The 12,114-nt window shown below is 59.1% G+C and carries 16 protein-coding genes; 9 read left to right on the forward strand and 7 right to left on the reverse strand.

Annotated features, from left to right (window positions below):
* The first annotated feature begins 5 nt into the window (after positions 1 to 5).
* The 4 genes from PMI11_RS26155 to PMI11_RS26170 all read left to right on the forward strand — a co-directional run bounded on the left by PMI11_RS26155 (position 6) and on the right by PMI11_RS26170 (position 4,138).
* Positions 6 to 1,238, forward strand: coding sequence for an ABC transporter substrate-binding protein (locus PMI11_RS26155; protein ID WP_007823319.1), 1,233 nt, complete (start codon positions 6 to 8; stop codon positions 1,236 to 1,238).
* Positions 1,239 to 1,344: 106 nt separating this feature from the next.
* Positions 1,345 to 2,247, forward strand: a complete 903-nt coding sequence (locus PMI11_RS26160; RefSeq protein WP_007823320.1) for a carbohydrate ABC transporter permease — start codon at positions 1,345 to 1,347, stop codon at positions 2,245 to 2,247.
* Positions 2,244 to 3,071: a carbohydrate ABC transporter permease gene (locus PMI11_RS26165; protein ID WP_007823322.1), complete on the forward strand. Its 828-nt coding sequence runs from the start codon at positions 2,244 to 2,246 to the stop codon at positions 3,069 to 3,071. Before PMI11_RS26160 ends, PMI11_RS26165 begins: the two co-directional genes overlap by 4 nt.
* Complete coding sequence (locus PMI11_RS26170; protein WP_007823324.1) at positions 3,068 to 4,138, forward strand: ABC transporter ATP-binding protein; 1,071 nt, start codon at positions 3,068 to 3,070, stop codon at positions 4,136 to 4,138. The genes PMI11_RS26165 and PMI11_RS26170 overlap by 4 nt, the downstream gene beginning before the upstream one ends.
* Positions 4,139 to 4,566: 428 nt before the next feature.
* Here PMI11_RS26170 and PMI11_RS37465 read toward each other — a convergent pair whose 3' ends face one another.
* Complete coding sequence (locus tag PMI11_RS37465) at positions 4,567 to 4,704, reverse strand: hypothetical protein (RefSeq protein ID WP_157179701.1); 138 nt, start codon at positions 4,702 to 4,704, stop codon at positions 4,567 to 4,569.
* 80 nt (positions 4,705 to 4,784) lie between these two features.
* Here PMI11_RS37465 and PMI11_RS26180 point away from each other — a divergent pair, with 80 nt between their 5' ends.
* Positions 4,785 to 5,033 (forward strand): hypothetical protein, encoded by a 249-nt coding sequence (locus tag PMI11_RS26180; RefSeq protein WP_244430694.1) that lies wholly within the window; start codon positions 4,785 to 4,787, stop codon positions 5,031 to 5,033.
* Positions 5,034 to 5,172: 139 nt separating this feature from the next.
* Complete coding sequence (locus PMI11_RS26185) at positions 5,173 to 5,475, forward strand: hypothetical protein (RefSeq protein ID WP_007823329.1); 303 nt, start codon at positions 5,173 to 5,175, stop codon at positions 5,473 to 5,475.
* Between the two features lie 6 nt (positions 5,476 to 5,481).
* Here the strand turns inward: PMI11_RS26185 and PMI11_RS26190 are convergent, their stop codons facing one another.
* A complete protein-coding gene (locus tag PMI11_RS26190) occupies positions 5,482 to 5,724 on the reverse strand; it encodes a DUF6074 family protein (RefSeq protein WP_007823331.1) in 243 nt (80 codons plus the stop codon).
* A gap of 228 nt (positions 5,725 to 5,952) precedes the next feature.
* Here PMI11_RS26190 and PMI11_RS26195 point away from each other — a divergent pair, with 228 nt between their 5' ends.
* Positions 5,953 to 6,732 carry a DUF1194 domain-containing protein gene (locus PMI11_RS26195; RefSeq protein ID WP_007823333.1) on the forward strand — a complete coding sequence of 260 codons (780 nt, stop codon included), beginning with the start codon at positions 5,953 to 5,955 and terminating at the stop codon, positions 6,730 to 6,732.
* Between the two features lie 16 nt (positions 6,733 to 6,748).
* Here PMI11_RS26195 and PMI11_RS26200 read toward each other — a convergent pair whose 3' ends face one another.
* Complete coding sequence (locus PMI11_RS26200) at positions 6,749 to 7,669, reverse strand: TIGR03571 family LLM class oxidoreductase (RefSeq protein WP_007823335.1); 921 nt, start codon at positions 7,667 to 7,669, stop codon at positions 6,749 to 6,751.
* Between the two features lie 641 nt (positions 7,670 to 8,310).
* Here PMI11_RS26200 and PMI11_RS36780 point away from each other — a divergent pair.
* Positions 8,311 to 8,457 (forward strand): DUF1127 domain-containing protein, encoded by a 147-nt coding sequence (locus tag PMI11_RS36780; protein ID WP_007823339.1) that lies wholly within the window; start codon positions 8,311 to 8,313, stop codon positions 8,455 to 8,457.
* Positions 8,458 to 8,808: 351 nt separating this feature from the next.
* Here the strand turns inward: PMI11_RS36780 and PMI11_RS37780 are convergent, their stop codons facing one another.
* The 3 genes from PMI11_RS37780 to PMI11_RS26210 form a co-directional block, all read right to left on the reverse strand.
* The gene (locus PMI11_RS37780) at positions 8,809 to 8,976 is read right to left on the reverse strand and encodes a hypothetical protein (RefSeq protein WP_007823341.1); all 168 of its coding nucleotides are present in this window, start codon (positions 8,974 to 8,976) and stop codon (positions 8,809 to 8,811) included.
* Between the two features lie 96 nt (positions 8,977 to 9,072).
* Positions 9,073 to 9,999 carry a lytic transglycosylase domain-containing protein gene (locus PMI11_RS26205; protein ID WP_051034653.1) on the reverse strand — a complete coding sequence of 309 codons (927 nt, stop codon included), beginning with the start codon at positions 9,997 to 9,999 and terminating at the stop codon, positions 9,073 to 9,075.
* A 97-nt stretch (positions 10,000 to 10,096) separates the two neighbouring features.
* On the reverse strand, positions 10,097 to 10,360 hold the full coding sequence (locus PMI11_RS26210) for a DUF982 domain-containing protein (protein ID WP_007823346.1): 264 nt from the start codon (positions 10,358 to 10,360) through the stop codon (positions 10,097 to 10,099).
* Between the two features lie 317 nt (positions 10,361 to 10,677).
* Between PMI11_RS26210 and PMI11_RS26215 the strand changes: the two genes are divergently transcribed.
* Positions 10,678 to 11,448: a siderophore-interacting protein gene (locus PMI11_RS26215; protein ID WP_037072187.1), complete on the forward strand. Its 771-nt coding sequence runs from the start codon at positions 10,678 to 10,680 to the stop codon at positions 11,446 to 11,448.
* Positions 11,449 to 11,680: 232 nt separating this feature from the next.
* On the opposite strand, the gene PMI11_RS26225 is transcribed toward PMI11_RS26215, so the two are convergent.
* Positions 11,681 to 12,055, reverse strand: coding sequence for a hypothetical protein (locus PMI11_RS26225; protein WP_007823350.1), 375 nt, complete (start codon positions 12,053 to 12,055; stop codon positions 11,681 to 11,683).
* Positions 12,056 to 12,114: the final 59 nt, after the last annotated feature.

The raw sequence follows: 12,114 nt of genomic DNA on the forward strand, positions 1-12,114 counted from the left end.
GAACTATGGCTATCCGCAAATTTGCAGTTCTGGGCGCGTTGGCGCTCGCAGGCGTCTCGCTCTTCGGTCTTTCCGCCAAGGCGGAAGACGTCAAGCTGACGCTCTGGTCGCTCGACAAGGACATCCAGCCGGCGCCGAACCTGGTCAAGGAATTCAATGACCAGCACAATGGTATCACCATTGAATATCGCCTGATCCAGTTCGATGACGTCGTCACCGAAGCGATGCGCGCCTATGCCACCGGCCAGGCGCCCGACATCATCGCCGTCGATAATCCGGAACATGCGCTTTTCTCGTCGCGCGGCGCCTTCCTTGATCTGAGCGACATGATCAAGAATTCCAAGGTCATCAAGCCTGAGAACTACTTCCCGGGCCCGCTGAAGTCGGTTGAATGGGATGGCAAATATTTCGGCGTGCCGAAGGCGACGAACACGATCGCTCTCTACTATAACAAGGACATGTTCAAGGCGAAGGGTCTCGACCCGAACAAGCCGCCGCAGACCTGGGATGAACTTGTCGAGGATGCTCGCAAGCTGACGGACCCGGCGAAGAACGTCTACGGCATGGCTTTCTCGGCAAAGGCGAACGAGGAAGGCACTTTCCAGTTCCTGCCCTGGGCGCAGATGGGCGGCGGCAGCTATGAGCACATCAATGCCGACGGTGCGGTCAAGGCGCTCGAAGTCTGGAAGACGATCATCGACGAGAAGCTCGCTTCTCCCGATACGCTGACCCGCGGACAGTGGGATTCGACCGGCACCTTCAACTCCGGCAATGCCGCCATGGTCATCTCCGGTCCCTGGGAGCTGGACCGTATGATGAAGGAAGCCAAGTTCGACTGGGGCGTCACGCTGCTGCCGGTCCCGAAGGAAGGCGCCGAGCGCTCTTCGGCCATGGGCGACTTCAACTGGGCGGTCTTCTCGACGACCAAGCATCCCGCCGAAGCCTTCAAGGCGCTTGAATATTTCGCCTCGCAGGATGACAAGATGTTCAAGAATTTCGGCCAGCTTCCGGCCCGTTCCGACATCTCGATCCCGGAGACCGGCCAGCCGCTGAAGGACGCCGCCCTCAAGGTCTTCCTCGAGCAGCTGAAATATGCCAAGCCGCGCGGTCCGCATCCGCAATGGCCGAAGATCTCCAAGGCGATCCAGGATGCAATCCAGGCGGCACTCACCGGCCAGATGAGCCCGAAGGACGCGCTTGATCAGGCTGCCGACAAGATCAAGGCAGTGCTCGGCTAACACCCGCATCACCGGATGGCCATCGGCCATCCCACCCTTTTCCTCCCGGCAGGGGCTGTCTCCCGCGAAAGCGCCAGGCAGCCCCGTTCGGAGCAATGGAGGACCCATGAGAAGGATCCTTTCCAGCGTCAGGGATGGCCGCGGTTTCGATATCGTGCTCGTCGCCTTTCCGCTCGGTTTTCTGTTCCTGATGGCAGGCTTGCCGCTCATCTACAATGTGGTGATGAGCTTCCAGGAGGTTGATATGTTCAGCCTCGGTACCTTCTCGCGCCCTTGGGTGGGTTTCAAGAATTACGTGGATCTTTTCGCGCAGCCGGAAACGCTGCCGATCCTCTACAATACCGCGATCTTCGTCGTTGGCTCGATCGCTGGCCAGTTCCTCATCGGCTTTGGTCTGGCGTTGTTCTTCTGGGTCAACTTTCCGGGCGCCTCCTGGCTGCGCGGCCTCTTTCTCGTCTCCTGGGTCATGCCCGGCCTCGTCGTCGGCGCGATCTGGAACTGGATCCTCTCGGGCGATTTCGGCGTGCTGAACTTCATCCTGAAGGAAAGCGGCATCATCTCCGGCAACATCTTCTGGCGCTCGGACCCGCATTATTCGCTTTACGCCGTCATCATCGCCAATATCTGGCTCGGCACGTCCTTCAACATGATCCTCCTGTCCGTCGGCCTTTCCGGCATTCCGGGCGATCTCTATGAGGCTGCCGAACTCGATGGCGCCACGGCCTGGCAGCGCTTCTGGACGATCACGCTGCCGATGATGCGCTCGACGATCGGCGCCATCATTGCGCTCGGCCTGATCTTCACATTGCAGCAGTTCGACCTTTTTGCCGCCATCACTTCAGGCGGACCGAACAACTCTTCCAACGTCACGCAATACTGGGCCTGGGATTTGTCTTTCCGCCAATATGATTTCGCCAAGGGCGCGACCATTTCCGTCATCATGATCGTCTTCGTGATGTTCGCCTCTGTCGTCTACGTGCGCTCAACCCGTCATGAGGTGCGCGGATGAGCGAGACTGCACGTAATCGCCTGATGCTCGTGATCGCCATCATCATGGCGGCGATCTATCTGTTCCCGCTCTACTGGATGTACATCACCGCGCTGAAAAGCGGCTCGGAGATGTTCGCCACCCCCCCGAGCTTCTGGCCGGCCTCGCCGCAATGGAGCACCTACGCCTATGTCTGGGAGAGCCGGAACATGGGGCTTTATCTCTGGAATTCGCTGGTGATTGCGATCGGTGCGGTGGTGATCATCACCGTGCTGGGGGTCGGCTGCGCCTATGTGCTCGCACGCTACCGCAATATCTGGGTAGATATCGGCCTCTTTCTCATCCTCATGCTGCAGGTTCTCCCGGCTTCACTGATGATCACGCCGATCTTCGTCGGCTTCTCGCAGATAGGCATGCTGAACTATCCAAGGCTTGCCGTCATCATCGCCATTGCCGCAAAGAGCATGCCGTTCTTCGTGGTACTGGTGCGCGCCACTTTCATGGCGGTTCCGATGGAGCTCGAAGAGGCGGCCCTCGTCGACGGCAATTCGCGTGTTGGCGCCTTCTTCAACATCGTGCTGCCGCTGGCCCGCAACGGCATCCTGGTCAGCGCCATTCTCATCTTCATGCAGGCCTTTGGCGAGTTCGTCTATTCCAAGTCGATGATCCAGGCGGCCGAGCTTCAGCCGGCAAGCGTCGGGCTCAATTCCTTCATGGGGCCGAACACCAATGAGTGGAACAACATCATGGCCTACGCCACGATGTATGTAACGCCGATCCTTGCCATCTTCGTTCTCTTGCAGCGCCGCATCGTATCCGGCCTCACTTCGGGAGCCCTCAAATGACCCCTCAGATCGAGCTTGCCGGCGTCAACAAATATTACGGCGCCTTCCACGCACTGAAGAATATCGATCTCTCCATCGCCAAGGGCACCTTCGTCGCGCTCGTTGGCCCTTCCGGCTGCGGCAAGTCGACCCTGCTGCGCTCGCTGGCCGGGCTGGAAACCATCTCCGATGGCAGCCTGAAGATTGCCGGCGCGCTGATGAACGGAGTGCCGCCGCGTAAACGCGATGTCGCCATGGTATTCCAGTCCTATGCGCTCTATCCGCATATGACCGTTGAGGAAAACCTCACTTACAGCCTGCGCATGCGCGGCGTTGCAAAGGTGGAGGCGAAGAAGGCAGCTGAGGAGGTCGCGGCCACTACAGGCCTTTCGCATCTGCTAAAGCGCTATCCGCGTGAGCTCTCCGGCGGTCAGCGCCAGCGCGTCGCGATGAGCCGCGCCATCATCCGCCACCCGAAGGCCTTCCTCTTCGATGAGCCGCTATCCAATCTCGATGCGGCCCTGCGCGTCCATATGCGCAAGGAGATCCGCGCGCTGCACGATCGTCTGCATGCGACCTCGGTTTATGTGACGCATGACCAGATCGAGGCGATGACCATGGCCGATCATGTCGTTGTCATGCGCGACGGTATCATCGAGCAGCAGGGCAGGCCGCTCGACCTTTACGACAAGCCCGCCAATAAATTCGTTGCAGGTTTCATCGGCTCGCCCGCGATGAACTTTATTCCGGCGATTGCCGGCGAGGATGGAAAAAGCCTGACGCTCGATCTCGGCGCGCTCAGGCCGCAGATCGCCATCGACCATCAGATCCAGCCAGGTCGCAGGGTCACCGCCGGTGTCCGTCCCGAGCATATCGGCATCACCAATCAGGGGCAGGGGAGCTTTGACGTGCCGGTCGCGGTCGTCGAATCCACGGGTTCCTCGACCTTCATCACTGCTGCGACCACACCCGAAATGACGATCGTCGAAACGGGCAGGGGATCGGTTCACCCGGGCCAGACAATCGGCCTCACAGTCGATCCGGCGCAGGTACATCTCTTTGACGAGACGAGCGGCGTCAGAATTTGAGATCTGGTTTCGGGCTGATCGGTTCCCGCAGAAACCCACTGCGGGACACTGCCGGACCATGACTTATCAGTGATAGATCTGATTGCCATATTCTCGGCCGCGATGATCGTCGGCCGAGCCGTTGCCGTGCTTATCGAGCGAGCGAAGCCGGCACAGCTTGCTTAGCTGCCACCTCTGTATCGTGCGGTCGTTCGTCGGAGTTTGCCCATACGGCCACAGCAAGTCCTGCGACTATAAAGTAGGGCAGTTTGCTTGAAAGCCTGAGCCTGCCGGAAACGGCATTGCCCCGGGTGCATTCAAAGCCGGACATTTCTGGGGTCATCAGTACCTGTCTCGTGTGAATATCACGCCGCAAACATAGTACATGCAGCGATTCGAATGAACCCCCAGATTAGGGGATATACAAGAAGTTGCTGACATCAGGCAGATCAGTGTCCGCCCTGATGGCCCGAACCCTCGCCAAGATCGGTCTTGCGCGGGATGAAGGCGAGCGGCAGAACTGCGAGCGACAGCCACATCAGCGTGTGGAAAACGTCGATATAGGCGAGATAACTCGCCCGGGACAAGCTGCAGAAGATTGCCGGCTTCGACGCCGGATATCTGTCGCTCTCGATCGAAGCGCGATAATGATGTCTGTGATGGGAAAATGTCGGACCCAACAAGCGAGCGCATCATGATCGACCGTTACATCAAACCTCGGGACGAAGCGCTGACATCGGATGACCTCGCCACATGCCAAAATGTGCTGGATGTGCTGAAGGCCGAGTTCGGGCTTGCCGATGACGACGAAGATGTGGCCCGTTCGGCCGCGATCATCATCGAGCTCTACCGTCAGGGCGTGCATGACGAGGAACGATTGAAGACGCTGGTCTTTGCCACGCGCGGCAAGATCTGAAGCCAGCACGTCTTCAATGTGGATGGATCGATCTGGTTTGTCATCCGCCCAAATCCTACCTTTATCGCGCGACATCAGCGCTGCTGTTGCGATTGAAGCCGCAAGCGTTGCTGCCAACCCGCCCGCATCAGGAGGTCTTATGAGAAGTTTGATTTTAGCGGCTGCCTTCTTAGTCCCCACAGCTGCCTTTGCTCTCGACGCCGTGGAGGTCAACGCGCGCGACCATTCCTGCCGCGAGCTCGCGCAGATTATCCAGCAGAAAAAGGCCGTCTTTGTTCGCATGGGCATCGGAGGCCGGAGCTTCCGTTACCCGCCTGCGCGATGCCGGCTGGGCGACAAATATGATGTCGCAAGGGTGCGCGCCGCCAATGGGGAAATGTGCGTGCTCGACTACGAGTGCGTTTACGACCCGCAATCCTTCTACAACCGCTTTCCCAAGTAATGCTTTCTATCGCTCCGCCGCCGCGGCGTAGACGACCTGAAGCTCCATCTGTACCGCATCCATGAACAGGGCGGCCTGCCGCGAGAGTTCGTGATCGCTGCAGCCCTGTTCTCTCAAATTGGTCGCGAACCCGGCCATCTCCGACCGCCAGAAGCGGTTGGCGGCCTCGCCGTGAAGGTTCTGAAGGGCCTCGGCGCAGCGCCTGATATCGGCTGTGCGTCGGTCGGCGGGAAACTGCAGAAGCGGCATGCTATCTCCGTCATTGCTGGGCGAATCGCCAAGTGTCCCGCAGAATGGCTGTGAGTTCTTCACAAGTGGTGAAGCCGATCGCGCGGACACGACTCCTCAAATGCTGCCCGTTCGTTCGATGTCACCCGACATCACTGAAAATTGACAGGATGCAGTCTGGCAGCACGCGCCGTCGCGCCAAGCTATTATGTTAGAGTTCTCGGCATAACGCAGTGATGGGAAGTGATGATGCTGACAACACTTGCGATGCTCGCGAGCCTGTCCGGCGCTGCCGCAACGATCGCGCAATCAAGCCAAAACGAAGTCGATGTCGAGCTGGTGCTGGCCGTCGATACGTCTCGCTCGATGGATTACGAAGAGGTCCGCATCCAGCGCGAGGGCTATGTCGAGGCGTTGCGGCACAAGGAGTTCCTCGACGCCGTGAAAGGAGGCCTGACCGGGCGGATCGCCGTCAGCTATTTCGAATGGGCCGGCTATGTCGTGCCCGGTTCCGTCATCGACTGGCAGGTGATCGAGACGCAAAAGGATGCGCTGGATTTTGCCGACAAACTGGAGGCGCGGCCGATTGCTACCCAGCGCCGTACATCCATATCCGCTGCGATCGTTCAAGGCGCGTCGATGCTTGCCGCGAGCCCCTATCAGGGGAACCGCGAGGTGATCGACGTTTCCGGCGACGGTCCCAACAATTCCGGCGATCCCGTCACACCTGCACGAGATGCGGCTCTGGAGGCGGGCATCGTCATCAACGGACTGGCCATCATGCTGCGACCATCCGATGTGCCCGAGGGGCTCGACAAGTATTACGGCGATTGCGTGATCGGCGGTCCCGGCTCCTTCGTTTTGCCTGTCCATAAGATCGAGGATTTTGCCGTTGCCGTCCGCAGGAAGCTGATCTGGGAAATCAGCGGGCTCGAACCGCCAGCGCGGGTCCGAAAAATTGCGACGAACCAGCCTACAACGGACTGCCTTATTGGCGAGAAAACTTGGCAGAATTTCTTCGACCGCTAACCGCGTACCTCCGAGATTATTGAGACGCCTGCAGTTCTGCGGCCTGGTTCAGTTGTGGCAGAACTTCCCGTGCGATGATCTCAAGATCGGTGAGAGCCTTGCGCCCATTGACGAGCAGGTTGAAGGCAACGTGGTGAACGCCGAGATTGCGAAGGGCGGCAAGAGTGGCGAGCAATCCCTCTGGTCCGGTCCGATAGCCGAGATTGATCTCGTCGATATGGTCTGATGGCGTATCCAGGAGATCAAGGGCCATGGCCTGACCCATGCCCCGGAATTCGGTGGTCGTGCGCTGTACCGCCCCATGCCACAGGGCTATCCGGTCCTTCTGTGCGGCAAGGGGCCGGTGGTAGGTCATCCAGGCGCCCGCATTTCTGGCGATCCATTCGAGTGATTGCGAGGACGAACCGACGGCGACCAGTGGAAGGCGCCGCCCGCTGCGTGGACGGATTTCGAATTGGTCTTCACTTGTCTGCGAGCCGATATGTCCGTTAAGCGCATTGCTGAGTGCAGCCCAGTTGGACCGAAACAATTCGCGCCGGTCATCGACATTGCGGTCGAAGGCCGCAAATTCCGACGGACGGTCGCCTGAACCAAGGCCGAGAACAAACCTGCCCGATGATAGGGCGTCCATCGACAGAGCCGCTTTGGCGACATGAAGCGGATGGCGCAAGGGCAGAACGATTGCGCCGGTCGCCAATGCGATCGAACGGGTAGATGCCGCCAGTGCGCCAAGCAGCACCCATGGGTCGGAATGTCCGACGGGATCCGGATAGGCGGGACTGTTCAAGGGGACGTCGCGGACCCAGATTGCCGAGAAGCCAAGCTCATCGGCGCGGCGCGCAAGCTCCAGCTGAAGGCCGAAGTCGATGTCGTGCCGCTCTCGCTCCTGCATGGGGAGAACGACACCGATCGTCAGCCGTGAATCTTCGAAGAGCATCAGTCATGTCCAGCACTGCCCAAATGCACTTGGGTGATCCGGGCAAGCTTTGCAATAGGATGAGATGCTGCGGCTACCAGAGGGCGACCGGCGCACTTGCGAGAAACTGTTCGAGAGCGGAAGCGACCGCGGGGGCGACAGCCAAGATCTCCTCATGGGTGGCGAAGACGAGCAGCCCCAGCAATGAAATCATCGATCCGACTTCCAGGGCGGACATCGGTTTGGCCTCGGACAATGGAACGCTAATGGGTAGAGCGACGATGGGTGGCCGGGTCGCATTTTGTCTATTGTCGTTTGCGGGATGGAACAGGCGGACAGGACGAGGGTGAGCGAGACGGGATTTACTGCATATTCCAGGATAGGTTTCGCAGACTGAGCTAGACATCGAATGTGCCCCTGATCGGTTTTGGAGGATCGTAGGGATCACGTGGGCCTTCGGCGGGCCGCCTTCAACTATACTCACGGATAGGAAACTGCCTCAGAAGAGGCCATTAGTCTGCTTCGTCATGCGTTTTGTGCATAGGTGAGCTGTAGTCTGAACGCTACTCATTCTTGCAACCCCATATTATATATTTCTCATCAAAGCGAACGAAGCGCCGCTACCTGGCAGCTGTCGCTGGACCCACGGAAAGGGGATTACAATGAACATTGCACGCACCTTCAACAACTGGCGCAAGTATCGTCAAACCGTTACTGAGCTTGGCCGTATGTCGAGCCGCGAACTGAACGACCTGGGCATTGCTCGCGGCGATATCCGCGACGTTGCACGCGCCGCTGTCGGCCGCTAAGACCAGTTCCTAATGAATGCCAAACGCGCTCGCCTGATGAAGGCGGGCGCGTTTTTGCGTCATATGAGCCCTTCTTCTGACGCATAGCGCATGGCAGCTTTGCAAATATGTGCCTAGAAGACTGGCAGGGACCGGCCTATATTCTGGTTCAACGAAGCGATGAAACTCCTCCCTCGTCGCTTTGTATGAGACGCGGCTTACCTCCTCCCAGCGTCTACGTGGCGGCATCCTCCTCCCGTCGCCACGCGTCATAAAAGGCGTCTGCTGGATCTCCTCCCCCGGCAGACGCCTTATTCTATTTGGGCGACGGCGGATACTAGACCGGTATTGGCGGTCATCGATCATGATCCATCAGGTGGAAGGGCTATCCTTTGACGGCTCCCGCCACGGGCGACCGGGTGCGATCGGATCGCTTGCCGGAAATGTTTCCTCAAGCGACTCCTCGAGAAAATCGTCCTGCTCCTGTTCGGAGGCGTCGGTGTCGTTAGGCTTGTTGGCAGCTTCGGCAGCTTTGATCATTTCAATCCCCTTGATGCTTGGTTTGGCGAAAGTAGCAAGCCCGGCGGCACTTCGGCACTAAACTGTCGGATAGGGCGAGCCGCGATGCGCTTCGGGTCAGCGATTCCGGAAGACCGTGCAGGCAACACCGGCAGCGCGGATCGTGCTGCAGAGCTTGGTGGCTTCGGCGCGTGTCTCACGGCCGATTCTCGCGGCATAGCGCGGGCGATAGCCGAAGTTTCCGCCCCTCTGGCGCACGATCAAGGCGCGCTCGGCGTTCAGCGGTTCGGGAAGCTTTGTGAGTGATATGGTGAAGAGCCGGTCGGCCACGGACGGATTGTAATGGGCGGCAAGCTGTACGCCCCACGGCGCCCAGTCGGCCGATCCGGTCAGGACCGGTTCATTCATTTGTCGGGTTTCGGCAAGCGCTATGCATGCGTCACGGAACGGCATGCCGTCCCGCAGCTCCGGCGCAGCGGTCTCCGGAGGGCTGTCCCGCCAGGTCTCGACGGTCTGCCCGGTAATCGCGAACACATAGTCGCGGGTCTCGATCGGCAGGCGGTCGGAGGAGAGAAACCGGCTGAGGCCGGATTCACCGGCATTATAGGCAGCGGCAGCAAGTCCGAGATTGCCGAAACGAAGCCTGAGTTCGTCGAGGTAGCTGGACGACGCTTTGAGCGCCTGGACGACGTCGAAGCTGTTTTCCAATGCCCTCAGCCGAGCAGTGCCCGGCATGAATTGGGCAATCCCCTCCGCGCCCTTCGGGCTGACCGCTTCTGGGCGGAACAGGCTTTCGCGCCAGATCAGCCGGGCGAAGAAGGCAGGTGGGATGTTATGGATCGCTGCGAAACGGTCCATGACCGTGCAGAGATCGGCATTGAAGTGATCTTTTCGAATGCAGAGCGTTTGCCCGTCACCGGCGTCCCCCTGGTAGAGGCAAGCCGCTTCGGGAGCGGATGGCTCGGCGGCGCTGGCCGCGGCCGCCACGATAACCCACGCTGCGGAAACCAGCGCCGCAGCCACTAAGCCTATGCCGCATCTCATCATCGCCAAACCTTGCCTGGCGACATCGTCGCGGTTTTCAGGCAAGACGGCAAGCTTCCTTCGTCACTCCCGCGGCCCTAGCCGCGGGCGACAGGCCTCAGTGCACAACGGTCAAGATCGCAATGCCGGCTTCAGCTGCCGCACGGCGAATGGCGTCCTGCAGTTCGCCAACATCGATCTGTCCGCTGATCGCATCGACGCAGGCCTTGACGGCCACGACATATTCCTCGCCGTCTTCCGACGGCCAGTCCGTTATCAAAACCTCAGCGGCGTCTCTCAACGTTCTGAGGACCCTGTATTTTTCCCGGCCACCCAGCATCAGCACAAGAGGGGGGAAGCGCTCGTATGTGTTCCATTCCATTACACTTGGTCTCCCCAACGTAAGGATATTGGTAACGTTGCAAGAACCATACCGATCGCGTGTGAAAATTTTGCATCCGACAACTTTAGGGTTGCGGGTCGATTTTGGGGTTCGGGTAACACTCAAAAATGGAGATGAAAACTCAAGTTTTTATTGCGTCTCGTTCCGGCCTTCGCTAAAGAAGGATCGTCATTGGCTGGAGACGCTCCGCCACGTAAGCGTTAACGTCACTCAACGCGTATGATCGAACGGCTTTGCGGCTTCGATCTGCGCGACTGTGTCCTGCGGATCGTTTCCCAAAGCCCCGGAAGGACATGATGGATAGCAACCAATCCACAAACCACCCGTTCCCTGCGCCTATTATCGAACGGGTTCGCCATGAATTGCGCCGCCGTTTGCTGACGGTTGAAAGCGTGGCCGATATCACGCCCGGCATGCGGCGCATCGTGCTGACGGGCGAAGACCTCGCCGATTTCACCAGCCTTGCACATGACGATCACATCAAGATCATCGTGCACGGCGCCGATGGCGCCGAGGAACGTCGGGACTACACGCCGCGCCGCTATGATAACGCTGCCCGCAGCCTGACGATCGACTTCGCCCTGCACGAGGCCGGTCCGGTCACGCAATGGGCAATCGACGCCAAGGTCGGCACTTCTCTTGAGATCGGTGGCCCGCGCGGCTCAGCCGTGGTTGCCGGGAGTGTGAAGACATGGCTTTTGGTCGGCGACGAGACGGCTTTGCCCGCCATCGGCCGGCGCATCGAGGAGAGCGGGGCCGATACGACCATTGTGGCAATCGCCGCAGTCGCAGGCCCTGAAGAAGAACAATCCTTTGACACAGCTGCAGCGCTCACAACGCGTTGGGTTTACCGTCCTCTCTCTGATGCGACGAATGCCGAGCCACTGATTGCTGCCCTGGCAGGTATCGACATCGTTCCCCAGACCTTCGTCTGGATTGCAGCCGAAGCGTCGGTGGTGCGGGCAATCCGTGCCTATCTCGTCGAAGAGCGCGACTATCCGCTGAGCTGGATCAAGGCCTCGGGCTACTGGGTCAAGGGCAAGGCCGATACGACCGAGAAATTCTGATAGCCGAGAAAATTCCTTGGCTCCGCCATATCGCTCCTGCCAGCCGGCCGGAGCGACCTGGAGGCGCCCTCATTTGAACTCTGCGCCGGAATCTCGAACGAATGCCGGTGTTCCTGCGAACGAGACGATGCAGGAGTTGATGGATGACGACGATCGCGACGATGCGGCTCTGTTGCAGGGCGCGGGTGAGAGCGGTGACATTCTTACGCGACACTAGTCGCGCATAGGTAGATTATTTCTCGGTTCGCTCCAGCAGAATTCGGGCTTCCTCGAAGCGGCGTTTTCGATCGGCATCATCTTCACCTGGCGAATAACAGGTGTTCGATACGCAGAACCGCGCAAGATGATGCGGCTTGTCAACTTTGTCGAATTCGCATTCGAACGTATCGGTCATCTCGCCCGGCGCTGTTCCCGATCGCGTCGAATAGGTCATGCGAACACCCGGTGGCTTGAGTTCCGGGAAGGATTGAACCGTGCCGATCGAAAGCTGATCGCTCATGAAGAAGCCCTTGGCGACTGATTGGCATGTTGCTTCCAGATCCGGGGATTGCGCGAAAGCTGCCGCCGGAGAGAGGATAATGCCGAATAATACTAGATGTTTACGCAAGGGCGTCTCCTCATGGCATCGTTCAGAGTGAGGTAGCGCCAATACGACAAAAACAAGTG

Origin of the sequence: Rhizobium sp. CF142 (assembly GCF_000281145.1) — a bacterium.
Lineage (GTDB): Bacteria > Pseudomonadota > Alphaproteobacteria > Rhizobiales > Rhizobiaceae > Rhizobium.

Excerpts from the sequence above, each read along its gene's own strand:
- PMI11_RS26155 (WP_007823319.1), top strand. The coding sequence starts at position 6 with ATGGCTATCCGCAAATTTGCAGTTCTGGGCGCGTTGGCGCTCGCAGGC.
- PMI11_RS26160 (WP_007823320.1), top strand. The coding sequence starts at position 1,345 with ATGAGAAGGATCCTTTCCAGCGTCAGGGATGGCCGCGGTTTCGATATC.
- PMI11_RS26165 (WP_007823322.1), top strand. The coding sequence starts at position 2,244 with ATGAGCGAGACTGCACGTAATCGCCTGATGCTCGTGATCGCCATCATC.
- PMI11_RS26170 (WP_007823324.1), top strand. The coding sequence starts at position 3,068 with ATGACCCCTCAGATCGAGCTTGCCGGCGTCAACAAATATTACGGCGCC.
- PMI11_RS26180 (WP_244430694.1), top strand. The coding sequence starts at position 4,785 with ATGTCGGACCCAACAAGCGAGCGCATCATGATCGACCGTTACATCAAA.
- PMI11_RS26185 (WP_007823329.1), top strand. The coding sequence starts at position 5,173 with ATGAGAAGTTTGATTTTAGCGGCTGCCTTCTTAGTCCCCACAGCTGCC.
- PMI11_RS26190 (WP_007823331.1), bottom strand. The coding sequence starts at position 5,724 with ATGCCGCTTCTGCAGTTTCCCGCCGACCGACGCACAGCCGATATCAGG.
- PMI11_RS26195 (WP_007823333.1), top strand. The coding sequence starts at position 5,953 with ATGCTGACAACACTTGCGATGCTCGCGAGCCTGTCCGGCGCTGCCGCA.
- PMI11_RS26200 (WP_007823335.1), bottom strand. The coding sequence starts at position 7,669 with ATGCTCTTCGAAGATTCACGGCTGACGATCGGTGTCGTTCTCCCCATG.
- PMI11_RS36780 (WP_007823339.1), top strand. The coding sequence starts at position 8,311 with ATGAACATTGCACGCACCTTCAACAACTGGCGCAAGTATCGTCAAACC.
- PMI11_RS37780 (WP_007823341.1), bottom strand. The coding sequence starts at position 8,976 with ATGATCAAAGCTGCCGAAGCTGCCAACAAGCCTAACGACACCGACGCC.
- PMI11_RS26205 (WP_051034653.1), bottom strand. The coding sequence starts at position 9,999 with ATGAGATGCGGCATAGGCTTAGTGGCTGCGGCGCTGGTTTCCGCAGCG.
- PMI11_RS26210 (WP_007823346.1), bottom strand. The coding sequence starts at position 10,360 with ATGGAATGGAACACATACGAGCGCTTCCCCCCTCTTGTGCTGATGCTG.
- PMI11_RS26215 (WP_037072187.1), top strand. The coding sequence starts at position 10,678 with ATGGATAGCAACCAATCCACAAACCACCCGTTCCCTGCGCCTATTATC.